This is a genomic window from Neobacillus sp. PS2-9 (assembly GCF_030915525.1).
Lineage (GTDB): Bacteria > Bacillota > Bacilli > Bacillales > Cytobacillaceae > Neobacillus.
Genome location: NZ_CP133269.1, coordinates 3,466,729 through 3,486,364 on the forward strand (window position 1 = coordinate 3,466,729; position 19,636 = coordinate 3,486,364).

Genomic DNA, 19,636 nt, shown 5'->3' on the forward strand with positions numbered 1-19,636 from the left:
TTTAGCCTTTTAATTTTTTCTGCAAATCGTACAGCATGTTAATGGCCTGTAACGGTGTCACATCTAACAAATCTAATTCTTTTATTTTATCCAATACTCTCTTTTCTTTTGGAGAAGGTTCCTGCTTTTTCGTCTCTTTTAGTTCGTCAAAGAACGATAGCTGTGCTGGCTGCTCTGACCTTTTTTCTTCCATTATAATTGGTTTTTTAGCTGGGACAGCCTGAACATCAGACTGCTCAAGAGCTGATAAGATTTCGTTGGCCCGGTTAATTAATTCTGCAGGGAGTCCAGCCAACTGTGCCACATGAATTCCGTAACTCTTATCAGCGGGACCTTCTTTAATTTTATGAAGAAAAACTACCTTGCCATTATGTTCAATCGCACTAACGTGAATGTTTTTGAGCTTGGTTAGTTCTTCTTCTAAAACCGTTAACTCATGATAGTGGGTTGAAAATAAGGTTTTTGCACCAATCCGCTCATGAATGTATTCAATAATCGCCTGTGCTAACGCCATACCATCGTAAGTAGAGGTTCCACGGCCGATTTCATCAAATAAAATTAAGCTGTTTTGTGTGGCGTTCGCTATCGCATTTTTTGCCTCAAGCATTTCCACCATGAAAGTACTCTGACCGGAAATTAAGTCATCGGCTGCACCAATACGAGTGAATACCTGGTCAAAAATTGGCAGTACCGCTTGGGAAGCCGGAACATAGCAGCCGATTTGCGCTAAAATGGCGGTCAGGGCAATTTGGCGCATGTACGTACTTTTACCTGACATGTTTGGACCTGTGATTAACAATACTTCACGTTCATTGTCCATATAGCAGTCGTTGGGCACATACTCCTGGGCGTTTAATACCTTCTCAACCACTGGATGACGCCCTTCTTTAATCACAACACGGCGCTCGGTCGAAAACTCTGGTTTCACATATCGGCGCTCTTCACTAACCTGAGCAAAGCACTGGAGAACATCTAATTCACTAACGATCTTCGCTAAAGCTTGTAAACGAGGAATTTGTTCCTTCACATTCTCGCGAATTTCCGTAAACAACTCATATTCCAGTTCACCGCATTTTTCTTCTGCCTGTAAAATTAACGCTTCTTTCTCTTTTAATTCCGGGGTAATAAATCGTTCCGCATTCGTTAGCGTTTGCTTACGCTCATACTGCCCTTCTTTTAAAAGATGCAGGTTTGCCCGTGTGACTTCAATATAATAGCCAAACACCCGGTTATAACCAACCTTCAATGATTTAATGCCTGTTTTATCTCGTTCCTCACGCTCTAACTGAGCAATCCAGGTCTTACCGTTCCTGCTGGCATATCGATATTGATCTAGCTGCTCATTATACCCATCCGAAATCATATTTCCTTCTTTTAAAGAAAGGGGTGGATTTTCAACAATAGCTCGCTCTAATAAATCTGATACCTCTTCACAAGGATCAAGCCTTTCTGCCAACTGATTTACCTGTTCGTTCTGCATCGCTTGTAGGGTTTGTATTAAGTTAGGCACCTGCATTAAAGAACGCTTCAACTGCACCAAATCACGGGCATTGACATTACCAAAGGCTACCCGTCCGGCGAGTCGTTCCAAATCATAGACTTCCTTCAATTTTTCACGAAGCTCTTGACGTTCAAAATAGCGGCTCAATAGAACCTCGACTATGGCTTGACGCTGTCTAATCCCATCCTGGTCAATTAACGGCCGATCAATCCAGTGCTTTAACATCCTACCACCCATAGCCGTCATGGTTTCATCGAGCAACCATATTAAGGAGCCTTTTTTCCCCTTAGAACGAATCGTTTCCGTTAATTCAAGGTTTCGCTTTGAATAGTAATCAATTTTCATAAATTGATGAGTTTGATAGGTAGTGACTGGCTGAAGATGGTCAAGGCTTCTTTTTTGGGAACGATATAAATAGTTAAAGAGCCTAGCTGCCGTTTGCTTTAATTTATCTTGGTTCAAATCCTCAAGCAGATGAGAAAAAGTCATATCTATCGAACTATTATCCTCAAAAGAAATAGCCATCACATCACGCTCACGCATTTTCTTTTGCAGCTCTCCGTCAAAGCTACTTGATACGACTACTTCTTTGGCACTTAAAACCGCCAATTCATTTAGAACTTCTTCAAAATAATTGGTAAGCAGGGTCACTCGGCTTTCACCAGTTGAGATATCGTTATATGCAAAGCCGTATGTTTGATCGTCAAATGCAGTAATAGAGGCAATATAGTTATTTTCTTTATCATTCAAGCCCTTACCATCCATTACTGTACCTGGGGTAATTAACTGAACGACTTCCCGTCGGACCATTCCTTTGGTTAGTTTTGCGTCTTCCATTTGTTCACAAATCGCAACTTTATATCCTTTTGAAATAAGCTGTTCAATATAGTTGGGAGCCGCATGGTATGGGACACCACACATAGGAATCCGATCTTCACTGCCGCCATCACGACTCGTTAATGTAATCTCTAATTCCTGTGATGCTTTAATGGCATCCTCAAAAAACATTTCGTAAAAATCGCCTAAGCGAAAAAATAAAAAGGCATCTTGATAATCTGCCTTAACGGTTAAATATTGCTGTATCATCGGCGTATAAGCAGCCATAATGACCTCCACGGTTAAATTCATTTCGATTTCTTTCGACATATTATTATATCACATACCGGGAGTGTCAGGCACTCGTTGAATATTTGCCAAATTAATAGATAGTAGTACAAATTCCCATAAATTAATTTTACGATTTCCTGTTTTTCGACGATTTCCGAAATCAATCCATGATAAAATTTGGAAAAGGGACGGTGGGATGATGGAGTGGTTTGGCCGGAGCAATAAAAACTATGACTTTGATATGTTTTCGACTAGTCATTTTTTCGTACTAGCTATTTTAATCATTGGTTCAGTATGTATGTTTCTATTTAGAGATTCTCTTAAAAAGAAGAAGCTGCGGCAGGTTGAAATTGGATTGGCTATCTCACTAATTATTATGGAAGGTACCTATCATTTTTGGATGATTATAAATGGCAGCTGGAATGTCAGTCATGCCATTCCCCTTGAGTTGTGTAGCATCAGCTTGATGTTAACCATCGTATTGCTACTTACACGATTAAAAATAATCTATGAGATTTTACTATTTACTGCCTTACTAGGGGCGTCACAGGCATTACTTACACCATTATTAAATTATGACTTTCCACATTTTCGTTTCTTTCATTTCTTTTATACTCATTTATTGATTATTTGGGTGCCTTTATATTTTACCTGGGTACTAGGGTATCACCCAACGATCTGGTCAGTGGTAAAACTGTTTGTGTTCCTAAATGTCTTGATGCCTATTATTATGTTCATCAATAAGGTAGTTGACGGGAATTATATGTTCCTAAGCCATAAACCAGATAGCGCGAGTTTATTAGATGTGCTCGGCTCTTATCCGTGGTATATCTTATCGTTAGAGGGGCTGTTGATATCGCTAAGTTTAATCGTTTGGGTTATTTTCCGCGAAAAGGCTGTCAAACAACCAGAAGTGGACAGAGACCTCTCCATTCACTAACGTATGTATTGACCTTTATTGATTAACTGAGTATAATAAATTACGTTGCTATTAAGAAACATAGAAGAACATTGAGTCCCAATAGCTCAGCACGTTCGAATATGCTTCATTGAAGTAACTTCAGCGTACTGATCGAGCCGCTTCTTGAATCAGCTTTCTGAGATCAGGACGGGATTAACTTATTGTGTGTTGGGAACAAAAATATTTTTTCATTTCTTCATTAGTCCCAATAGCTCAGCAGGATAGAGCAACAGTTTCCTAAACTGTAGGTCGGAGGTTCGAATCCTCTTTGGGACGTACAAAAGCCAGAAAACGCTGATTCTGACGCTATTTAACCGTACATTTATGTCGGTTGATGTATAGCCTCGAATCAGCGTTTTTTTTTTGCTTCAATCCTTTATAAAAAATGGTCCTTACATTTTCTTGTTATTACTTATTGGCGAACCGGCTACACCCCAATTTTCACTTGACACGTCATGTAATAATACTCTGATTGTTTCAGGTGAATTACCTAACGTCCGGCTAACTGCTGCTGTAATCTCTGAAATCAATTGCTGTTTTACTTCTTTCGGTCTACCTTCAAGCAAGTGTACCTGTACAATTGGCATTTCCAAACCTCCCGATTATGAAATGACCGTCAAATCCATTTTACCCAATTCATCAAATTCAACCTCAATGGAATCTCCACTAAAAACATGAATCGCTTCGGTAATTCCACCGGTTAGTACAATCATCCCAGGTTCAATACAAAGCCCAGAGGAGTCTAACATTTTGACCAATTCAACCACCGATTGAACAGGATTTCCCATAACAGCTGAACCTTTTCCTTCTTGAACTACTTTACCATTCAACTTCATTCGAACCTGTGCTTTTTCCCATTGAAACTTATTTGGTACATATATTTGTTCCGAAAGAAAAAATTTTGTACTGGATGCATTATCTGCAACCACATCAATAAGGTTAAATGAAAAATTCTTATAACGGCTGTCAATGATCTCTAATGCTGGCATTATACCTTCAGTAGCTTGCCAAACCTCTTGCTCAGTAACATTATTTCCTTTTAGTTTCTTATTCATTAAGAACGCAAATTCTGGTTCCACCCGCGGATGAATCAAACCGTCCAAAGAAAGTTCCTGATTGGACATCTCCATTGACTTAAGCAATCTTCCGTAAATAGGTTGATTGACCCCTACCGATTGTTGCTTCGCGAAACTTGTTAGCCCCATTTTCCAGCCGACAAATTGATCACCATTTTGTAATTCTTTTTCCGTGTTAATTTCTTGAATTTTATAAGCATCCTCAATTGTTATATTGGGATAACCTGTTGTTATTTTACTCATTTCTACAGCACTTTTTTGATGGCTGTAAATTTCTTTAGCAATGACATGTAAATCCATGTTCTCATTCCCCGTTTTTTTCATTGAATTTCCATATCTAAACTCTGGATGAATTATCTTCGTAAATCATTTATAATCCAAGCTTGAAAATCCTGAAGATTTATTTCGGATACAGTGTGCCCTTCTGGATAAGATCGAAAGTTCACAGGAACCCCAAGCTCAGTAAAACAATCGACATTTTCTTTCCCCCACTCATATGGCAGAACCTGGTCATATTCCCCGTGTGATATAAACACTGATAAATGTTTCCCTGGATTTATCCTGTATTCTTCCTTTACAAATTGAGGAATATAACCACTTAGCGCTACTACACCCTTAATCTTGTTTCCAAGGGTGAGAGCTAATGTCATGGAAACTATGGCTCCTTGGCTGAAGCCCAACAAGTATAATTGATCTGGGTCTAATTCATAATTTATTGATGCATAATCAATAAAGTTAGCGAGCTTTTTGATTCCTTCATCGAAAACTTCTCGATGTGGTTTTCCATAGCCCTGGATTGTAAAGTAGGCAAATCCCGGACCTTGTGTCAAATGTCCCCTTACACTAAAAATAAAGAAGGAATCCTCCAGTCTATTAACAAGTGAAAGCATATTTTGTTCATTGCTTCCTATGCCATGCATAACAAACAATGCGGGATACTTTTTCCCAGGAATTATATTCTTAGGACGGCGAAATTCATAAATCATTTCCGTTTCCATTTGCAAACCCCCTAGAGTTGTAAAATGTCTTTTTAATGTTTTGTTATATGAATTTTTATTCTCTTATAAAATACCAAATGTGAATATGGATTGTCAAAGTTTTTTTGTTAATACGAAATAAAGTTCACTATTAGAAAACTATAAGAATAAGGAGAATTTCCAATCATTTCTTTTAATATCCGTCCTGTACTTTCTGCCTCTTTGGAACGTAAAAAAGCCTTGAAAATTCAAGGCTTTTTTCTTTTGGAAATATAATCTGAGTTTTAAACAAAGGGTCCTTCACCTGTATAAGTTGCCGCTTTCCTCGCTCTTAAAAATCTGACTAAGTTCAAGATAATGACTTTACAAACAGCATAGGTTGGAACAGCCAACACCATTCCAAGTACCCCAGCAAGATTGCCTGCTGCCAAAAGAATAATGATAATAGTAGCTGGGTGTGTATCCAATGATTTACCTAAAATCATCGGAGACAGGAAATTCCCTTCTATTTGCTGGGCCACCAGGATAACGATGATTACAAATAAAGCCTTTGTTGGTGAATCAAAGAAAGCGACTAGTACGGCTGGCGCACCACCAATGATTGGCCCTACATATGGGATAATATTGGTGAAAGCTACAATCAGCGCCATAATTAATGCATAGCGTAAGTCGATGATTAAATACCCGATAAAGGCTAAAGTACCGACAGCCAAGGCGACCACTACCTGCCCCTGAATGTATGCTGACAGTGTCTCTCCAGTTTCTTTTAGTATTTTTAAAGCATCATCCCGGTATCCAGCTGGAATAAACTTTGATACGGCTTCAGGAAATTTTTGTCCATCCTTAAACATGTAAAATAATAAAAATGGAACAGTGACAAGAATAATCGCAATATTCGTGACGATGCCAAAAATGCCCATAATTATGTTCGTCAGTGTATTTGGCAGTGAATTGGCATACTTCATTAAACGTTGTTGCACCGTATCGATCATTTCACTCTGCTGCTCTCTAAAGTTTTTAACCTCTGAAGACTTGACTACATCATTAACAAAATCAGTAGTCTTATGAGCAAAGTTAGGCAGATCATTAGCAAGCTCGGTTGCCTGTTTGGAAACAGCTGGAACTAGGCTACCTATTACCAATGCAAGAACACAGCCAAATACAACATATATGACCAATATGGCTGCTATCCTAGGGAGTTTTTTGCGTTCCAGAAAATTAACAACCGGATTCAATAGAAAAAATAGGAACCCAGTGATCAGAATTGGAAAGAACACCGTCGAGAAAAACACCCCTATAGGATTAAACATAAATGAGATTTTGGTTGAAACGAAAATAATTGTTAAAAGGAGCAAAATTTGAATTAACCAGAATTGAATTTTAGATTTAGACACGGAATGTACCTCTTAGCTTCATTATTTGGAAAAATTATATCAAAATATTGGGATAAAATACAGTATTATCAATGTAAGACATTCCAATCAACATTGAACATTATTTAAATTTAGTCCAATCATACATTTTTTGCCTTTGTTTTTTCATTCGCTCTTGTTTTTTACTTTCAACCTGTTTTTCTTTGTTAAAATTCATAATAAAACCACAGTCTTCACAGATGTAGGAATATATATTCGATTGCTCTGGGATTCTATTCAATGGATTGTCTTCTTCAGATTCTAAATAAAAGTGTATCTTGGCTTCAGATTTTATATTCCATCTCGTATCCTCATCATATTTTTGATATTCTGCAGCAAAAAAACCTTTTCGAAAATGGACCCCATTACATACAAGGCATTCAATTTCTTTTATATTTTTTTTCAATACAGACACCTCCAATTAATTTTATGAAGGTGGCCTATGTCCCAAAACAAAAAATTGTCACGCGCTTATTTACACGTGACAATCATTTATTAATCTAGTAATTCTAAAACACCATCCGTATCAATAACTGTAGCAAATTCCTCGTGCAAGCTGACTAGAGCTAAGCTGTGGATTTCTTCAGCACTGTACAGCTTCCCATCATAACTAACTCTTTCGAAAGTAGCGGTCGCATCAGATACGATGAATGGGGTAAAGCCGAGATTTTTTGCCATACGTGTTGTTGTAGAGACACAATGATCGGTTGTTAATCCTACAATAACAAGTGTTTCAATCTCAGATTCTCTTAAATTTTCCTCCAAGTTCGTACCGATAAAAGCACTGTTTACATTTTTCACGATGACTAGTTCCTCTGGTCGGGGTGCAACAATTTCTTTAATATCACGCCCAGGATGATGCGCCAAGGAAGGATTGCTAATGTGCTGAACATGGATAACAGGTCGATCTGATTTTCTCCACTCGCTTAACAATAAGGCCATATTCTCTTCGGCATTTGGATTGTTTCTTCTTCCTTGCCTTGGATCATCAAAATATTTTTGCACATCTATTAATAATAAAGCAGCGTTTGCAGAGATTTTCATCAAAAACCCTCCTATTTTTATATGAACTATTCAAGAAATCCCATAAGCCTTTTTACATTGTTTGCATTATCTGTTGATGTTAAAAGTTCAAGCATGGTAAATGCTACATCGAATGAAGTGGCGGGGTTGAACGATGTAATAATGTTTTTATCGATGACAACGCTTTGATCCGGAATCACATTCACTCCCATTTCTGCTAATTGTACTTGCCGCTTCCTATTACTTCGATTATAGGTCGTAGCATTTCTCCCTTGTAGAACACCGCTTTTACCAATTACTAATGAACCTACACAGATCGCTGCAATGAGTTTTCCCTGTTTATCGAATTCTCGGATAAAATCAAGGACGTCTGGGCGAAAAGCATCCTCGTAAAAACCAGCTTGTTCAAATCCACCAGGTATGGCTAAAGCATCAAACTCATTGGCGGTAACCTCTGATAGCAGCCTATCCGGTTTAACCGTTAAATTCCAGGTGCATTTTAATTCATCTCTTGTTCCCACCGTTATGAGTTCAGTTGACCCCTCGCTTACGTCTTTATTCCAGCCAAACACATCTGTAAACACGCTTGCCTCAACAGCTTCAAATCCATTCGGTAAGAGTAAACATATTTTTTTCATATCCATCATCTCCCTAAGTGAATTGTATGTTATAATTTACCATTAGTAAAATTGAAATAACTAAACTATAAGTTTAGAATTTCTGATAATAAAACGGAAGAATGGGAGGATCATAAATGGAGATTCGTCAATTACAAACGTTTAAAACAGTTGTTGATTTGAATAGCTTTACAAAGGCTGCCCAAACACTTCAGTACTCACAAGCCTCCATTACTTCTCATATTCAGCAGCTTGAGGAAGAGATTGGCCTTCCATTATTTGACCGTCTGGGAAAACACATTCAACTTACGATTGTTGGCGAGGAATTGTATCATTATGCTGTAGAATTACTAGCCGTCTATTCTAAGATTCAACATATTTCCACCAATGACAGAACATTGAAGGGCGAGATCCGCATTGGTGCAGCCGAATCGATTACCGTATACAAGTTAGGCAAAGTTCTTTCACAGTATAAAAAGTTATATCCAGAGGTTTCGTTTTCACTAATTAATGATGATTGTCTTCCACTTAGGGAGAGGCTCTATTCCGGCGAGATTGATATTGCCATTACTTTAGAGCCTAAGGTAAATGATCCAAATTTAATCACCCAAGTCTGGGCCGAAGAGTCCTTAGTCTTCGTTGGGGAAAACAATCATTCGATAAAGGCAATGGAGGAAGCCACTGGAGAATGTTTTATTTTCAGTCCGAAAAGCTGTGCCTTAAGGAAATTTTTTGAAGGGTATTTAATTAGAAACGGAATTAGTACACATAACCATTTGGAGTTTAATAGTATGGAAGCGATGAAACAGTGTGTTGTAAGCGGGTTAGGAATCAGCTTAATGCCCTACATAAGTGTAGAAACATTATTAAGAGAAGAAAAGATGAAGGCAATCGAGTCAGCTTCGGAAAATCCTGTGTTCTATGCACAAATCTCTTACCATAAAAACAAATGGTTGTCGAAAGCCCATAGAAAGTTTATTAAAATGGTTTTAGGAGAACGTTAGAGTTTTAATATCAACCGTAAATGTAAAAAGCCTTGATTTTTTTCAAGGCTTTTATTTTGGTTTATAAAAAATAACTGAACAGTAGGTTTATCATTCTAACGAATCGGCCTGGGAAGTTTTTTGAACTTGAGTCACTGCAGTTAATGCTGATGAAATTTCATTTGATGCTTGTTTGATCGCTTCCTGGGCAAGTGTAGGATCGGAATTTGCTTTTTCGATTGCTTTTGTTAACAATTCTTGAGTAAGAGTTACATTGGCTTTTGCTTGATTAAGCTGATTTACATCAATTTGAGGCATGGGTTTTCTCTCCTTTTATTTTAAAGTACTTCTTTATAATGACCTCTCAATTTATTTTTATTAAGGGAAAAACTACCTTGAATTTGTCTTTAGAAATTTAAAAATTGTCCCCCATAAACTCGTAACATGTAAATCATAATTACCAATTTATTCTATGTTCAAATGTAAGTTAAAAGGCATAAAATGACTTCTTCCTCCTTAATCTAAAACTGTCCTAGATTATGTAAAAGAATTAAAGCAGGGCTTAAAACTATAAGATAAAGCACTTAGGAGTGATGGCGGGCATGAAGGGAAAAGCGGTTGAGACAATTCACGGTTTGTTATTACTGGCCGTGATAGCTGTTTTTATTTGGTCAGTTATAAATCCTGCCAGCTATTCGTCATGGGTATTAGAAGTCACTCCTGCCATTATTGTTTTGATTATCGCACTATCAACATACAAAAAGTTTCGTCTTACTACCCTTTCATACTTCATTATTACTATTTTGGCTATTTTGATGTTTATCGGCGGCCATTACACCTATTCAAAGGTTCCTTTCTTTAATTGGATAAAAGATACTTTTGATTTAAAAAGAAATCACTACGATCGATTCGGACATTTTTTAAAAGGGATGTTTGGCATTGTAATCAGAGAAATTTTTATTAAGGAAAACCCTCTTAACAAAAGGGATTTTATTTTGGATTGTGACAAGTATTTCTCTTGCCATTTCAGCTATGTATGAAATTATTGAGTGGATCAGTTTTATTATAGGAAAGGGAGGAAAAACGGCTAAAAACTTTTTAGGGAACCAAGGAGATATATGGGATGCTCAGTGGGATATGCTATTGACTTTAGCTAGTACCAGCCTAGCATTACTTTTCCTTTCCAAACTGCATGATAAATTGTTACAGAAAGAATTAGGTACATCAGCCGTACTAAACAAGAAACGCTAATTTAACGCAATTCAACCTTCATTTTTTTGGTTTAAAAATCGTTAGATTAGCGTTTAATATTTTTTTCTACATTAAATATCTTATATAAACATAAATCATTGATATAAGGATTGATACCAACATAAGCGGGAAACCAATCAACAAAAACTTTAAAAACGTTATATGATATCCTTCCTTCGAAGCTATTCCTGCTACTACAAGGTTCGCACTTGCCCCTATTAAAGTTCCATTTCCTCCCAAGCAAGCCCCCAGTGACAAACTCCACCAAAGTGGATCTAAATTGGTAATGCCTAACTGTCCCATCTCTTTAATCATAGGAATCATTGTCGCTACAAAAGGAATATTATCAACAAAAGCAGAAATGATTGCACTCATCCACAAAACAAGTAAGGTCGATGACTTTAGTTCCCCGCCTGTCCAAGACATGGCGTTTTTAGCAAGAGCTGCGATTAACCCTGTTTCAACAAGCCCCCCTACAATAACAAATAAGCCAATAAAAAAGAAAAGGGTTGTCCATTCTACTTTTTCTATCGCCGTTACCAAATATTTATCTCCTGTGAATAGTAACAAAATAAAGGCACCAATTAATGCTATCGTTGCCGTTTCTATATGTATAAATTGATGAATAAAAAACCCACCAATAGTAATAAAGACTATAATTATACATTTTCTTAATAAAGCAGGATTTTTTATTTCATTTCGAGGATTTTTACTGAGTAAATGATTTTTTAGCTCTTCTGTAGTCTTTAAATGTTTTCTATAAATCATTACTAAAAGCAATATATTCACAATTAATATTATAGCTATTACGGGTGTAAGATTATAAATAAACGAAAGAAAAGTTAACTCTGGTACAGCACTTCCAATCATTAGATTTGGTGGATCACCAATCATGGTTGCGGTCCCGCCGATATTAGAAGCCAAAATCTCAGCTATTAAAAATGGAATAGGATTCACTTTTAATTGGGAAGTAATGCTTATTGTAACTGGAACAACTAAAAGAACAGTTGTTACATTATCAAGCAAAGCAGAAGCAACAGCTGTAAATAAACTCAATGCAACTAAAATTTTTATAGGAGCCCCTTTTGCTTTTTGAGACAACAAAACAGCAATGTACTCAAACACGCCTGTTTGAGCAGTAATCCCTACTATGATCATCATACCTACTAATAACCCAATGGTATTGAAATCAATATGATGGATGGCATTTTTTTGATCCAAAATTCCGAGCGCAACCATGAATAATCCGCCAAGCATTGCAATGGTAGTCCTATGTATTTGTTCTGAAATAATTAATGCATATGTAACAAGAAATATGATAAGCGCAATAATCTCCTGTGAATCCAAAGCTTTTCACTCCTTATTTGAATAAAGACGTTTAAAATTTTCCTATTGTATAGATTCTACTGTCTTGCACATTTTATCCAGAAAATTTATTAATTTCCTACAAAAATAGGAAGGTATATATTCATGCCTTCCTCAAAAAGTTTTAAGTTTTTTTCATTATTGCTTTTGTTGGTCTGCTACCACTAATACATCCATATGTCGTACCTCTCTTAACAATCGCTGTAATACAGAACCTTTTATGATTTCCTCGAGGCGAGTACGAGCAGATTGTCCGATAATTACTTGTGTTGCTTTTTTTTCATTCATTTCACTTACTAGTTTTTTAAAGACATTACGCCGATTTTTGGTCTCATACATTTCGAATAGTCCGCCAAGCCGTTCTGTCAGTTTACGAATTTTATTTAATACTTGTTCCTCTTCTTCGTTTAAGGGATGGTGGTCTTTTACATATGAAACATACCATGTGGCTTTTAAACGATAGGCGATGCGAAATCCGCGTCGAATCAGTCTTTCACTGTCAGGTCTTAAGTTGGTACATACAAAAATTACTTCTTCCTGTCGCCACGGCCCTCTTAAGGCTCTTTTTCTCTCCCACGCTTCTAGGCGTTCATCCACATCATCTGCAACTTCACGTAATGCCAGCTCTCTTAGAGCAATAAGATTACCGGTCTTAAAAAAGTTATTTAGTGCTTGCTCCACTTTTACAGAAGCGTAGATACGTCCTTCCCTCATTCGTTCTTGTAATGCTTTCGGAGAGATATCAATCAATTCAATTTCATCCGCTTTTCGAAGAATATGATCTGGCACCGTTTCCCTTACCCTCACCCCAGTTATCTGCTCCACACTGTCATTTAAACTTTCTAAATGTTGAATATTCATTGTTGAGATAACTGAAATACCTGCATCCAATATATCCTCTACATCTGAATACCGTTTATGATACTTACTTCCGGGCACATTGGTATGTGCTAGCTCATCGACAAGGACTACCTCTGGATTTCGCCTAATAATAGCTTCAGTATCCATTTCTTCTAACTTTGTACCTTTATAGGAAAGAATTTTTCGAAGAATGATATCCAAATTCCCAATTTGTTCAATTGTTTCTTTTCTACCGTGTGTTTCTAATAACCCTATGACAATATCAATGCCCTTTTTCTTTAATTCGTTTGCTTCCCTTAGCATCGTGTAGGTTTTTCCTACCCCTGGCGCTGCCCCAATATATACCTTTAACGTACCGCGTTTCAGTTTATTCATTTCATTTACTAATTCCTGAGTTGTAAGTCGTCGATAAGGATCCATTTCTTTCTCTTTTTTTATTTGTTTTGCTGGTAATACACGCTCGCCAGCTTTTTCTGCTCGATCTGCAACCATAAAAATATCGATATTTTTCGTTTTCCGCAATATTTCATTGATAATCGATCCATAGACAATTTCTTTCCAACGTGTTTGCTTGGATTGCCCCATGACAATCCGAGTGACTTTGTGCTTGGTTGCATACTGGACGATCTGATATGCAACCTCATCTTGCTCTAACGGTAATTCTTCAAACTCCCCTCCCACTTTTTCTACTAGTTTCATGATAGAGCGCTTAAAGGTGAGTTCATTCTTAGATAATTCTTTGTTGGCAAAACAAACAACCAGTAAATCTCCTCCTAACCTTTTAGCAATCTGCTGTCCTCGTCTAATCAGGATGGATCCATTCCAATGATATTGAACGGTCACTAAAATTCTTTCTGATGCACCTGATGGACCCATCATTCCATGCTTCTCTCTATAGTCATCCAGCGTATCATTTACCTCCCCCGCTAAAAAACGAAGAGCTAATTCGCGCAGAACGGCAAGGTTGCTGGGATGTAAGAGGTTAACTCCTTTACCTTTTTCCTCATGCTGAAGATCGATTTCTCCTTCCTGGAGTCTATTGAGGATCACTTCAGGTGGAACGTCCAACAGCTTTACTTCATCTGCCAACGCCAGTGTATCTTCTGGAACGGTGCATCCTACCTTTACTTTTCCACCCGTTAATTTGTCTACAATTCCCCTTATACCTTCCAGTTCATAAATGTTAACAGTAGTAATAACGCTTATCTTCTTTTTTAAGAGATATTGAATATCGACGAAACGAGTTGGTCTAGGGGCCTCTGGCCGATTTCGATGGGTTAGCACATCTACTAAAACCACTTCAGGATTACGAGCTATAATAGCATCTACATCCAGATCGTCCTTCTCCTTACCATTTTCTATCCATTTAATAGAAGGAATAATTTCTAAACAGCCTATTTGTTCCGTTGTCTTAGGACGTTCCGACGCACTGATCATACCAATAACAACGTCAATCCCATTCTTTTTGAGGTTATTACCCTCCATCAACATATGATAGGTTTTACCTGTTCCGCTAACCGCACCCAAGATGATTTTGAGTCTGCCTCGCTGCATCTGATAAATGGATTGCAATATTTCCTCTGGACTTTTCCTTTTAAATTGTTCACCCATGTTTGCAGCCCCCGTTTATTTTACATAGATATAGGAAAAAGGAGAGCACGTTGCTCCCCTGTTTGAGTTATTTCACCAATAGTTGTTTTAAATCAAGGTTAAGTTTTAAAACATTGACTCTCGGTTCACCAAATAAACCAAGTTCTTTCCCTTCCGTATTTTTTTCAACCAAGTCTTCTAATTGACCTTTGTCAATTCCTGCCAACTTCTGTATACGTGGGATTTGAGCTAACGCGGCTTCTGGGCTGATATGCGGGTCCAACCCTGATCCAGAGTTCGTTACAAGATCAATCGGTACTTGGTCAACAGGTACATCAGGATTTTCTTTTTTCCAGTTTTCTACAGACTCTTTCGTACGCTTGATCATATCTTCATTAGATGGAGCATAGTTGTTCGTCCCAGATCCTGCAGCATTGTATTCAATGCTGGAAACCCTGCCTTGAAAAAGTTTCGGGTCATCAAATTTTTGTCCGATTAGTGTAGATCCGACCACTTGCCCTTTTTCATCGTATAGAAGACTTCCGTTCGCTTTCTCAGGAGTTATCATATTCGCAATTCCAGTAACCAGAAGATGATAACCCAATCCCAAAATGACCATTAGTAAAAGACTAAGTATAGTGTTCTTAGTTATATTCGATAACATATTTTTTCTTCCTTCCCCGAACATTTAATATGGGAACTAAATAAATAGATTAACGGCGATATCGATTAACTTGATTCCGATAAACGGAACCACCACACCACCTAAACCATACACGAAGAGGTTGCGGCGAAGTAATTCTGCAGACCCCATCGGCTTATAGGCGACCCCTTTCATCGCTAAAGGAATCAGCATCGGTATTATGATGGCATTGAAGATCAAGGCTGAAAGAATTGCTGAAGTTGGTGAACCAAGATGCATAATGTTCAGCACACTTAAGTCAGGAATCGCCAGCATAAACATCGCTGGAATAATCGCAAAATACTTGGCAACGTCGTTCGCAATACTAAAAGTAGTGAGTGCCCCGCGGGTCATTAGTAATTGCTTACCAATTGAAACGACTTCAATAATCTTGGTAGGATCGGAATCCAAGTCGACCATGTTGGCGGCTTCTTTCGCTGCCATCGTTCCACTATTCATTGCTAAGCCAACATCCGCTTGAGCAAGGGCAGGCGCATCGTTGGTTCCATCACCGGTCATCGCGACCAGCTTACCTTCACCTTGTTCTTTTCGTATCGCGGAAATCTTGTCTTCCGGCTTGGCCTCTGCAATGAAATCATCAACTCCTGCTTCTCTCGCAATCGTAGCTGCTGTCAGCGGGTTGTCTCCTGTACACATAATGGTCTTAATTCCCATTTTACGAAGCTGATTAAACCGCTCTTTCATTCCTGGTTTTACGGTGTCTTTAAGATAAATAAGTCCATAGATTACTTGATCAACTGCAACCGCTAACGGGGTTCCTCCTTCAGAAGCGATCCGGTTGGATTTTTCCTGTAGATCTTGAGGAATTTTTCCGCCTTGTTCGATCACCCATTGCTTGACTGCGTCAACTGCTCCTTTTCTAACTTTACGGCCGTCAATTAAAGTTAGACCGCTCATTCTGGTCTCGGCTCTGAATTCAATGAAATCACTGTTATCGGTTAGAGAATCAGTATATGTGAAGTTTAATTTCTTCATTAATTCTAAAACCGAACGCCCTTCTGGAGTTTCATCCTTAACTGAGCTAATCGCTGCCCAAGAAGCAAGCTCCTCCACCTTGTGATTTCCAACAGGAGTAAATTCACTTGCCATCCGGTTTCCGAACGTAATCGTACCTGTTTTATCTAGAATAATTGTATTTATATCTCCTGAAGCTTCCACCGCTTTACCAGACATAGCAATGACATTGAATTGAGTAACCCGGTCCATCCCGGCGATCCCGATTGCTGACAATAAGCCACCTATAGTGGTTGGAATCAAACATACCAACAGGGCAATTAAGACAGGAATCTCAAGATTGATCTCTAAATACTTAGCGAAAAATGGAAGAGTTACAACAACAATCATGAAAATCAACGTCAAGCTTGTTAGTACTGTGTTCAGAGCGATTTCGTTAGGCGTCTTTTGTCTCTGCGCTCCTTCAACTAAGGAAATCATACGATCTAGGAAGGATTCTCCTGGTTCACTGGAAATACGCACCTTGATTTCGTCACTTACAACACGAGTTCCACCTGTTACAGAACTAAAATCACCACCTGCTTCTTTAATCACTGGAGCAGACTCCCCAGTAATTGCAGATTCATCTACAGAAGCAATTCCTTGAATGACTTCACCGTCCCCAGGAATTAGCTCCCCCTGGGACACAATGACGATATCTCCTTTACGAAGATCTGTTGACGAAACGTTCATAATCGTTCCATTCACGATTTTTTTTGCAATACTCTCTTTTTTAGTATTCTTTAAAGAATCTGCCTGTGCTTTCCCGCGTCCCTCTGCTAACGCTTCTGCAAAATTTGCGAATAAAACGGTAAGTAGTAGAATAATAGACACCGTTGCATTAAACCAAGGGGAAACATCCCCTCCTAAAGCACCTGAAAAAAATGTAAATAACAGAGTGATAATAAATCCTACCTCAACCACAAACATAATTGGGTTTCGAACCATTACTCTAGGGTCTAGCTTAATAAATGATTCTTTTAACGCTTGTTTGACTATATCTGAATTGATCATTGTTTTTTTCTGATTACTCATGGTTTACTCCTCCAAAGGAAACTCCATTAATTATTTTAATGTCAAATGTTCAGCAATCGGTCCTAGGACAAGACCAGGGAAGAAGGTAAGGGCACCAATTAAAATAACGGTACCAATAAACACTCCTCCGAACAAGGCAGTATCTGTACGGAATGTGCCAACTGTTTCCGGAACTGGTTTTTTCGCCGCTAAAGAACCCACAACGGCAAGCAAGGTGACAAATGAAATATATCGACCAAGGAACATCACAATACCTGTTGAGATATTCCAAAATGGTGTATTATCTCCTAAACCTTCGAACCCTGATCCATTATTGGCAGCCGATGAAGTATATTCATACATGGCCTGTGTTAAACCATGGAAGCCTCGATTAGAAATTGTGTCTGGATGCAGTACGACTGCCAATGCCGTCGGTACCAAAATCAGAATAGGATGAACTAAAAGAGTGACAGCAATCAAAATCATCTCTTTGCCTTCAATCTTCTTCCCTAAGAATTCTGGTGTCCGTCCAACCATAAGACCGCATAAAAACACTCCAATCATGGCGTACATTAAAACGTTTAGAAAGCCTGCGCCAATTCCACCAAAAATGGTATTAAGCATCATGTTTGAAATCGTTACTAGTCCGCCAATTGGTGTAAGGGTGTCATGCATCGTATTGACCGCTCCGGTTTCTGAAGCAGTTGTAACAGTAGAATATAGAGCTGATTGGGCAACGCCAAAACGTACTTCCTTTCCTTCCATGGTACCTTGTTCATGTTGAACTCCTAATGCATTTAAAGCAGGGTTTCCTTGGTATTCATAAGTCAGTGAAACACCCAGCATAATAAGAAACATCATGAACATAGAGATGAACAACACTCGGCCTTGCTTGGCATTCCCTACCATTTTCCCATAAGCAAATGGAGTAGCCGTACCAATTAACAACATAAGTAAAATTTGAATCAGGTTACTAATTGCGTTTGGATTTTCAAAAGGATGCGCTGAGTTTACCCCGAAAAAGCCGCCTCCGTTATTCCCCAATTCTTTAATCGCTAAAAATGACGCCACCGGTCCGCGTGCGATTTGCTGCTCTGCACCAGCAATCGTTTTAGCCGTTACGGTCGGATCTAATGTTTGCGGTACTCCTAAGAAAAGAAATGCTAGTGCTGAAATAAATGAAATAGGTAGAAGCACCCGGAATATAGAGCGTATTAGGTCTACATAAAAATTTCCTAAAGGCTTACCAGCTAATCCACGAATAAAAGCAATTATGACAGCTAGTGCCGTCGCCGGAGCAGTAAACATCATTAGGCCTATTGCTACCATTTGCGCTAAATAGGATAATCCGCTTTCCCCACTGTAGTGCTGTAAATTAGTATTGGTCATAAAGCTAATTGCGGTATTAAACGATAGGGTTTGTTCCATTGCTTTAATTCCACTTGGATTCAGCGGTAAAATTCCTTGAATCCGAAAAAACACGTAAACTAGTAAAATCATCACAGTATTCGAACAAATGACGGCAATTGCATACTGCTTCCAAGTTTGATCCTTTGTTTTGATTCCAGAAATACGGTAGGCCAACTTCTCAAATCCAAAAATGCGATCCAATTTTGTTTTGTTATAATCGAATGCAGTAGCTAAATAGACCCCCATCGGTTTTGCAAGTAATAAGACGAGGATTAAGGTAATCCCCACGGATAATAGTGCGGTAGTCAATGTATTTCCCTCCACTTGAAATCAAGTTTTTATTTTTTCAATTAAAATTTTTCAGGATGAATAAGTACATATCCAAGATACACAAACAAAGCAGCTATAATGATTCCTATAAAAACTAGCATTACTTAACACTCCCTTTCTGAATTACAGAATCAGCCCAACGAACAAGTCCCAGCATTAGTGCTCCCAAACCAAAAATGGCAGCTACCATTAGAATATCTAGCATTTAAATCCCCCCTTTTTTGATTATTCATCCAGTGACATTTACAAAACATCACCATCTGAAAGCATAAAAAATAGACCATACGTACTCCTTCCCCAGTTGAGCAATTGAGATCAAGAACCAGAACTAGAAACACCTCAAAAAGAGATATTCCTGTAAAGGATTCTTGTCATAATTGATCATATTGGAGAAAAAGTATGCATGGTCTACTTAGCGCCCAGCAAGCCTGTAAGGCTTCCTTTGCGTCCTGTCTTCCAGTT

The 19,636-nt window shown here is 38.2% G+C and carries 17 protein-coding genes, 1 tRNA gene and 1 pseudogene; 4 read left to right on the forward strand and 15 right to left on the reverse strand.

The genetic code is table 11. The features are described 5' to 3' along the window. Position 1: 1 nt before the first annotated feature. A complete protein-coding gene (gene mutS, locus RCG25_RS17460; RefSeq protein WP_308084211.1) occupies positions 2-2,605 on the reverse strand; it encodes a DNA mismatch repair protein MutS in 2,604 nt (867 codons plus the stop codon). A 199-nt stretch (positions 2,606-2,804) separates the two neighbouring features. Here mutS and RCG25_RS17465 point away from each other — a divergent pair, with 199 nt between their 5' ends. After that, on the forward strand, positions 2,805-3,548 hold the full coding sequence (locus RCG25_RS17465) for a YwaF family protein (RefSeq protein ID WP_308080096.1): 744 nt from the start codon (positions 2,805-2,807) through the stop codon (positions 3,546-3,548). Positions 3,549-3,771: 223 nt separating this feature from the next. Further along, positions 3,772-3,845: transfer RNA gene (locus RCG25_RS17470), tRNA-Arg, on the forward strand. A 116-nt stretch (positions 3,846-3,961) separates the two neighbouring features. Here the strand turns inward: RCG25_RS17470 and RCG25_RS17475 are convergent. The 7 genes from RCG25_RS17475 to RCG25_RS17505 all read right to left on the reverse strand — a co-directional run bounded on the left by RCG25_RS17475 (position 3,962) and on the right by RCG25_RS17505 (position 8,695). Continuing rightward, positions 3,962-4,156: a tautomerase family protein gene (locus RCG25_RS17475; RefSeq protein ID WP_308080097.1), complete on the reverse strand. Its 195-nt coding sequence runs from the start codon at positions 4,154-4,156 to the stop codon at positions 3,962-3,964. A 15-nt stretch (positions 4,157-4,171) separates the two neighbouring features. Then, positions 4,172-4,945, reverse strand: a complete 774-nt coding sequence (locus RCG25_RS17480) for a 2-keto-4-pentenoate hydratase (protein WP_308080098.1) — start codon at positions 4,943-4,945, stop codon at positions 4,172-4,174. Between the two features lie 53 nt (positions 4,946-4,998). Further along, positions 4,999-5,643, reverse strand: a complete 645-nt coding sequence (locus RCG25_RS17485) for an alpha/beta hydrolase (protein WP_308080099.1) — start codon at positions 5,641-5,643, stop codon at positions 4,999-5,001. Between the two features lie 263 nt (positions 5,644-5,906). Continuing rightward, positions 5,907-7,016, reverse strand: a complete 1,110-nt coding sequence (locus RCG25_RS17490; protein ID WP_308080100.1) for an AI-2E family transporter — start codon at positions 7,014-7,016, stop codon at positions 5,907-5,909. A gap of 100 nt (positions 7,017-7,116) precedes the next feature. Next, positions 7,117-7,440, reverse strand: a complete 324-nt coding sequence (locus RCG25_RS17495) for a hypothetical protein (protein ID WP_308080101.1) — start codon at positions 7,438-7,440, stop codon at positions 7,117-7,119. A gap of 89 nt (positions 7,441-7,529) precedes the next feature. Next, the gene (locus RCG25_RS17500; RefSeq protein WP_308084212.1) at positions 7,530-8,072 is read right to left on the reverse strand and encodes a cysteine hydrolase family protein; all 543 of its coding nucleotides are present in this window, start codon (positions 8,070-8,072) and stop codon (positions 7,530-7,532) included. Positions 8,073-8,104: 32 nt separating this feature from the next. After that, a complete protein-coding gene (locus tag RCG25_RS17505) occupies positions 8,105-8,695 on the reverse strand; it encodes a DJ-1/PfpI family protein (protein ID WP_308080102.1) in 591 nt (196 codons plus the stop codon). Between the two features lie 116 nt (positions 8,696-8,811). On the opposite strand from RCG25_RS17505, the gene RCG25_RS17510 reads away from it, so the two are divergent. After that, on the forward strand, positions 8,812-9,678 hold the full coding sequence (locus RCG25_RS17510; RefSeq protein WP_308080103.1) for a LysR family transcriptional regulator: 867 nt from the start codon (positions 8,812-8,814) through the stop codon (positions 9,676-9,678). A 90-nt stretch (positions 9,679-9,768) separates the two neighbouring features. Here the strand turns inward: RCG25_RS17510 and RCG25_RS17515 are convergent, their stop codons facing one another. Further along, on the reverse strand, positions 9,769-9,975 hold the full coding sequence (locus RCG25_RS17515; protein ID WP_308080104.1) for a hypothetical protein: 207 nt from the start codon (positions 9,973-9,975) through the stop codon (positions 9,769-9,771). 284 nt (positions 9,976-10,259) lie between these two features. Here RCG25_RS17515 and RCG25_RS17520 point away from each other — a divergent pair. Continuing rightward, a pseudogene (locus RCG25_RS17520) lies at positions 10,260-10,908 on the forward strand (DUF2238 domain-containing protein). Between the two features lie 66 nt (positions 10,909-10,974). Here the strand turns inward: RCG25_RS17520 and RCG25_RS17525 are convergent. The 6 genes from RCG25_RS17525 to kdpF all read right to left on the reverse strand — a co-directional run bounded on the left by RCG25_RS17525 (position 10,975) and on the right by kdpF (position 19,275). After that, positions 10,975-12,255 carry an ArsB/NhaD family transporter gene (locus RCG25_RS17525; RefSeq protein WP_308080105.1) on the reverse strand — a complete coding sequence of 427 codons (1,281 nt, stop codon included), beginning with the start codon at positions 12,253-12,255 and terminating at the stop codon, positions 10,975-10,977. A 156-nt stretch (positions 12,256-12,411) separates the two neighbouring features. After that, positions 12,412-14,745: a universal stress protein gene (locus RCG25_RS17530; RefSeq protein WP_308080106.1), complete on the reverse strand. Its 2,334-nt coding sequence runs from the start codon at positions 14,743-14,745 to the stop codon at positions 12,412-12,414. Between the two features lie 67 nt (positions 14,746-14,812). Further along, positions 14,813-15,388: a potassium-transporting ATPase subunit KdpC gene (gene kdpC, locus RCG25_RS17535; RefSeq protein WP_308080107.1), complete on the reverse strand. Its 576-nt coding sequence runs from the start codon at positions 15,386-15,388 to the stop codon at positions 14,813-14,815. A 36-nt stretch (positions 15,389-15,424) separates the two neighbouring features. After that, the gene (gene kdpB, locus RCG25_RS17540; protein ID WP_308080108.1) at positions 15,425-17,455 is read right to left on the reverse strand and encodes a potassium-transporting ATPase subunit KdpB; all 2,031 of its coding nucleotides are present in this window, start codon (positions 17,453-17,455) and stop codon (positions 15,425-15,427) included. 30 nt (positions 17,456-17,485) lie between these two features. Next, complete coding sequence (gene kdpA / locus RCG25_RS17545) at positions 17,486-19,153, reverse strand: potassium-transporting ATPase subunit KdpA (RefSeq protein WP_308080109.1); 1,668 nt, start codon at positions 19,151-19,153, stop codon at positions 17,486-17,488. A gap of 41 nt (positions 19,154-19,194) precedes the next feature. Beyond that, a complete protein-coding gene (kdpF, locus tag RCG25_RS26120; RefSeq protein WP_374121084.1) occupies positions 19,195-19,275 on the reverse strand; it encodes a K(+)-transporting ATPase subunit F in 81 nt (26 codons plus the stop codon). Between the last annotated feature and the right edge of the window lie 361 nt (positions 19,276-19,636).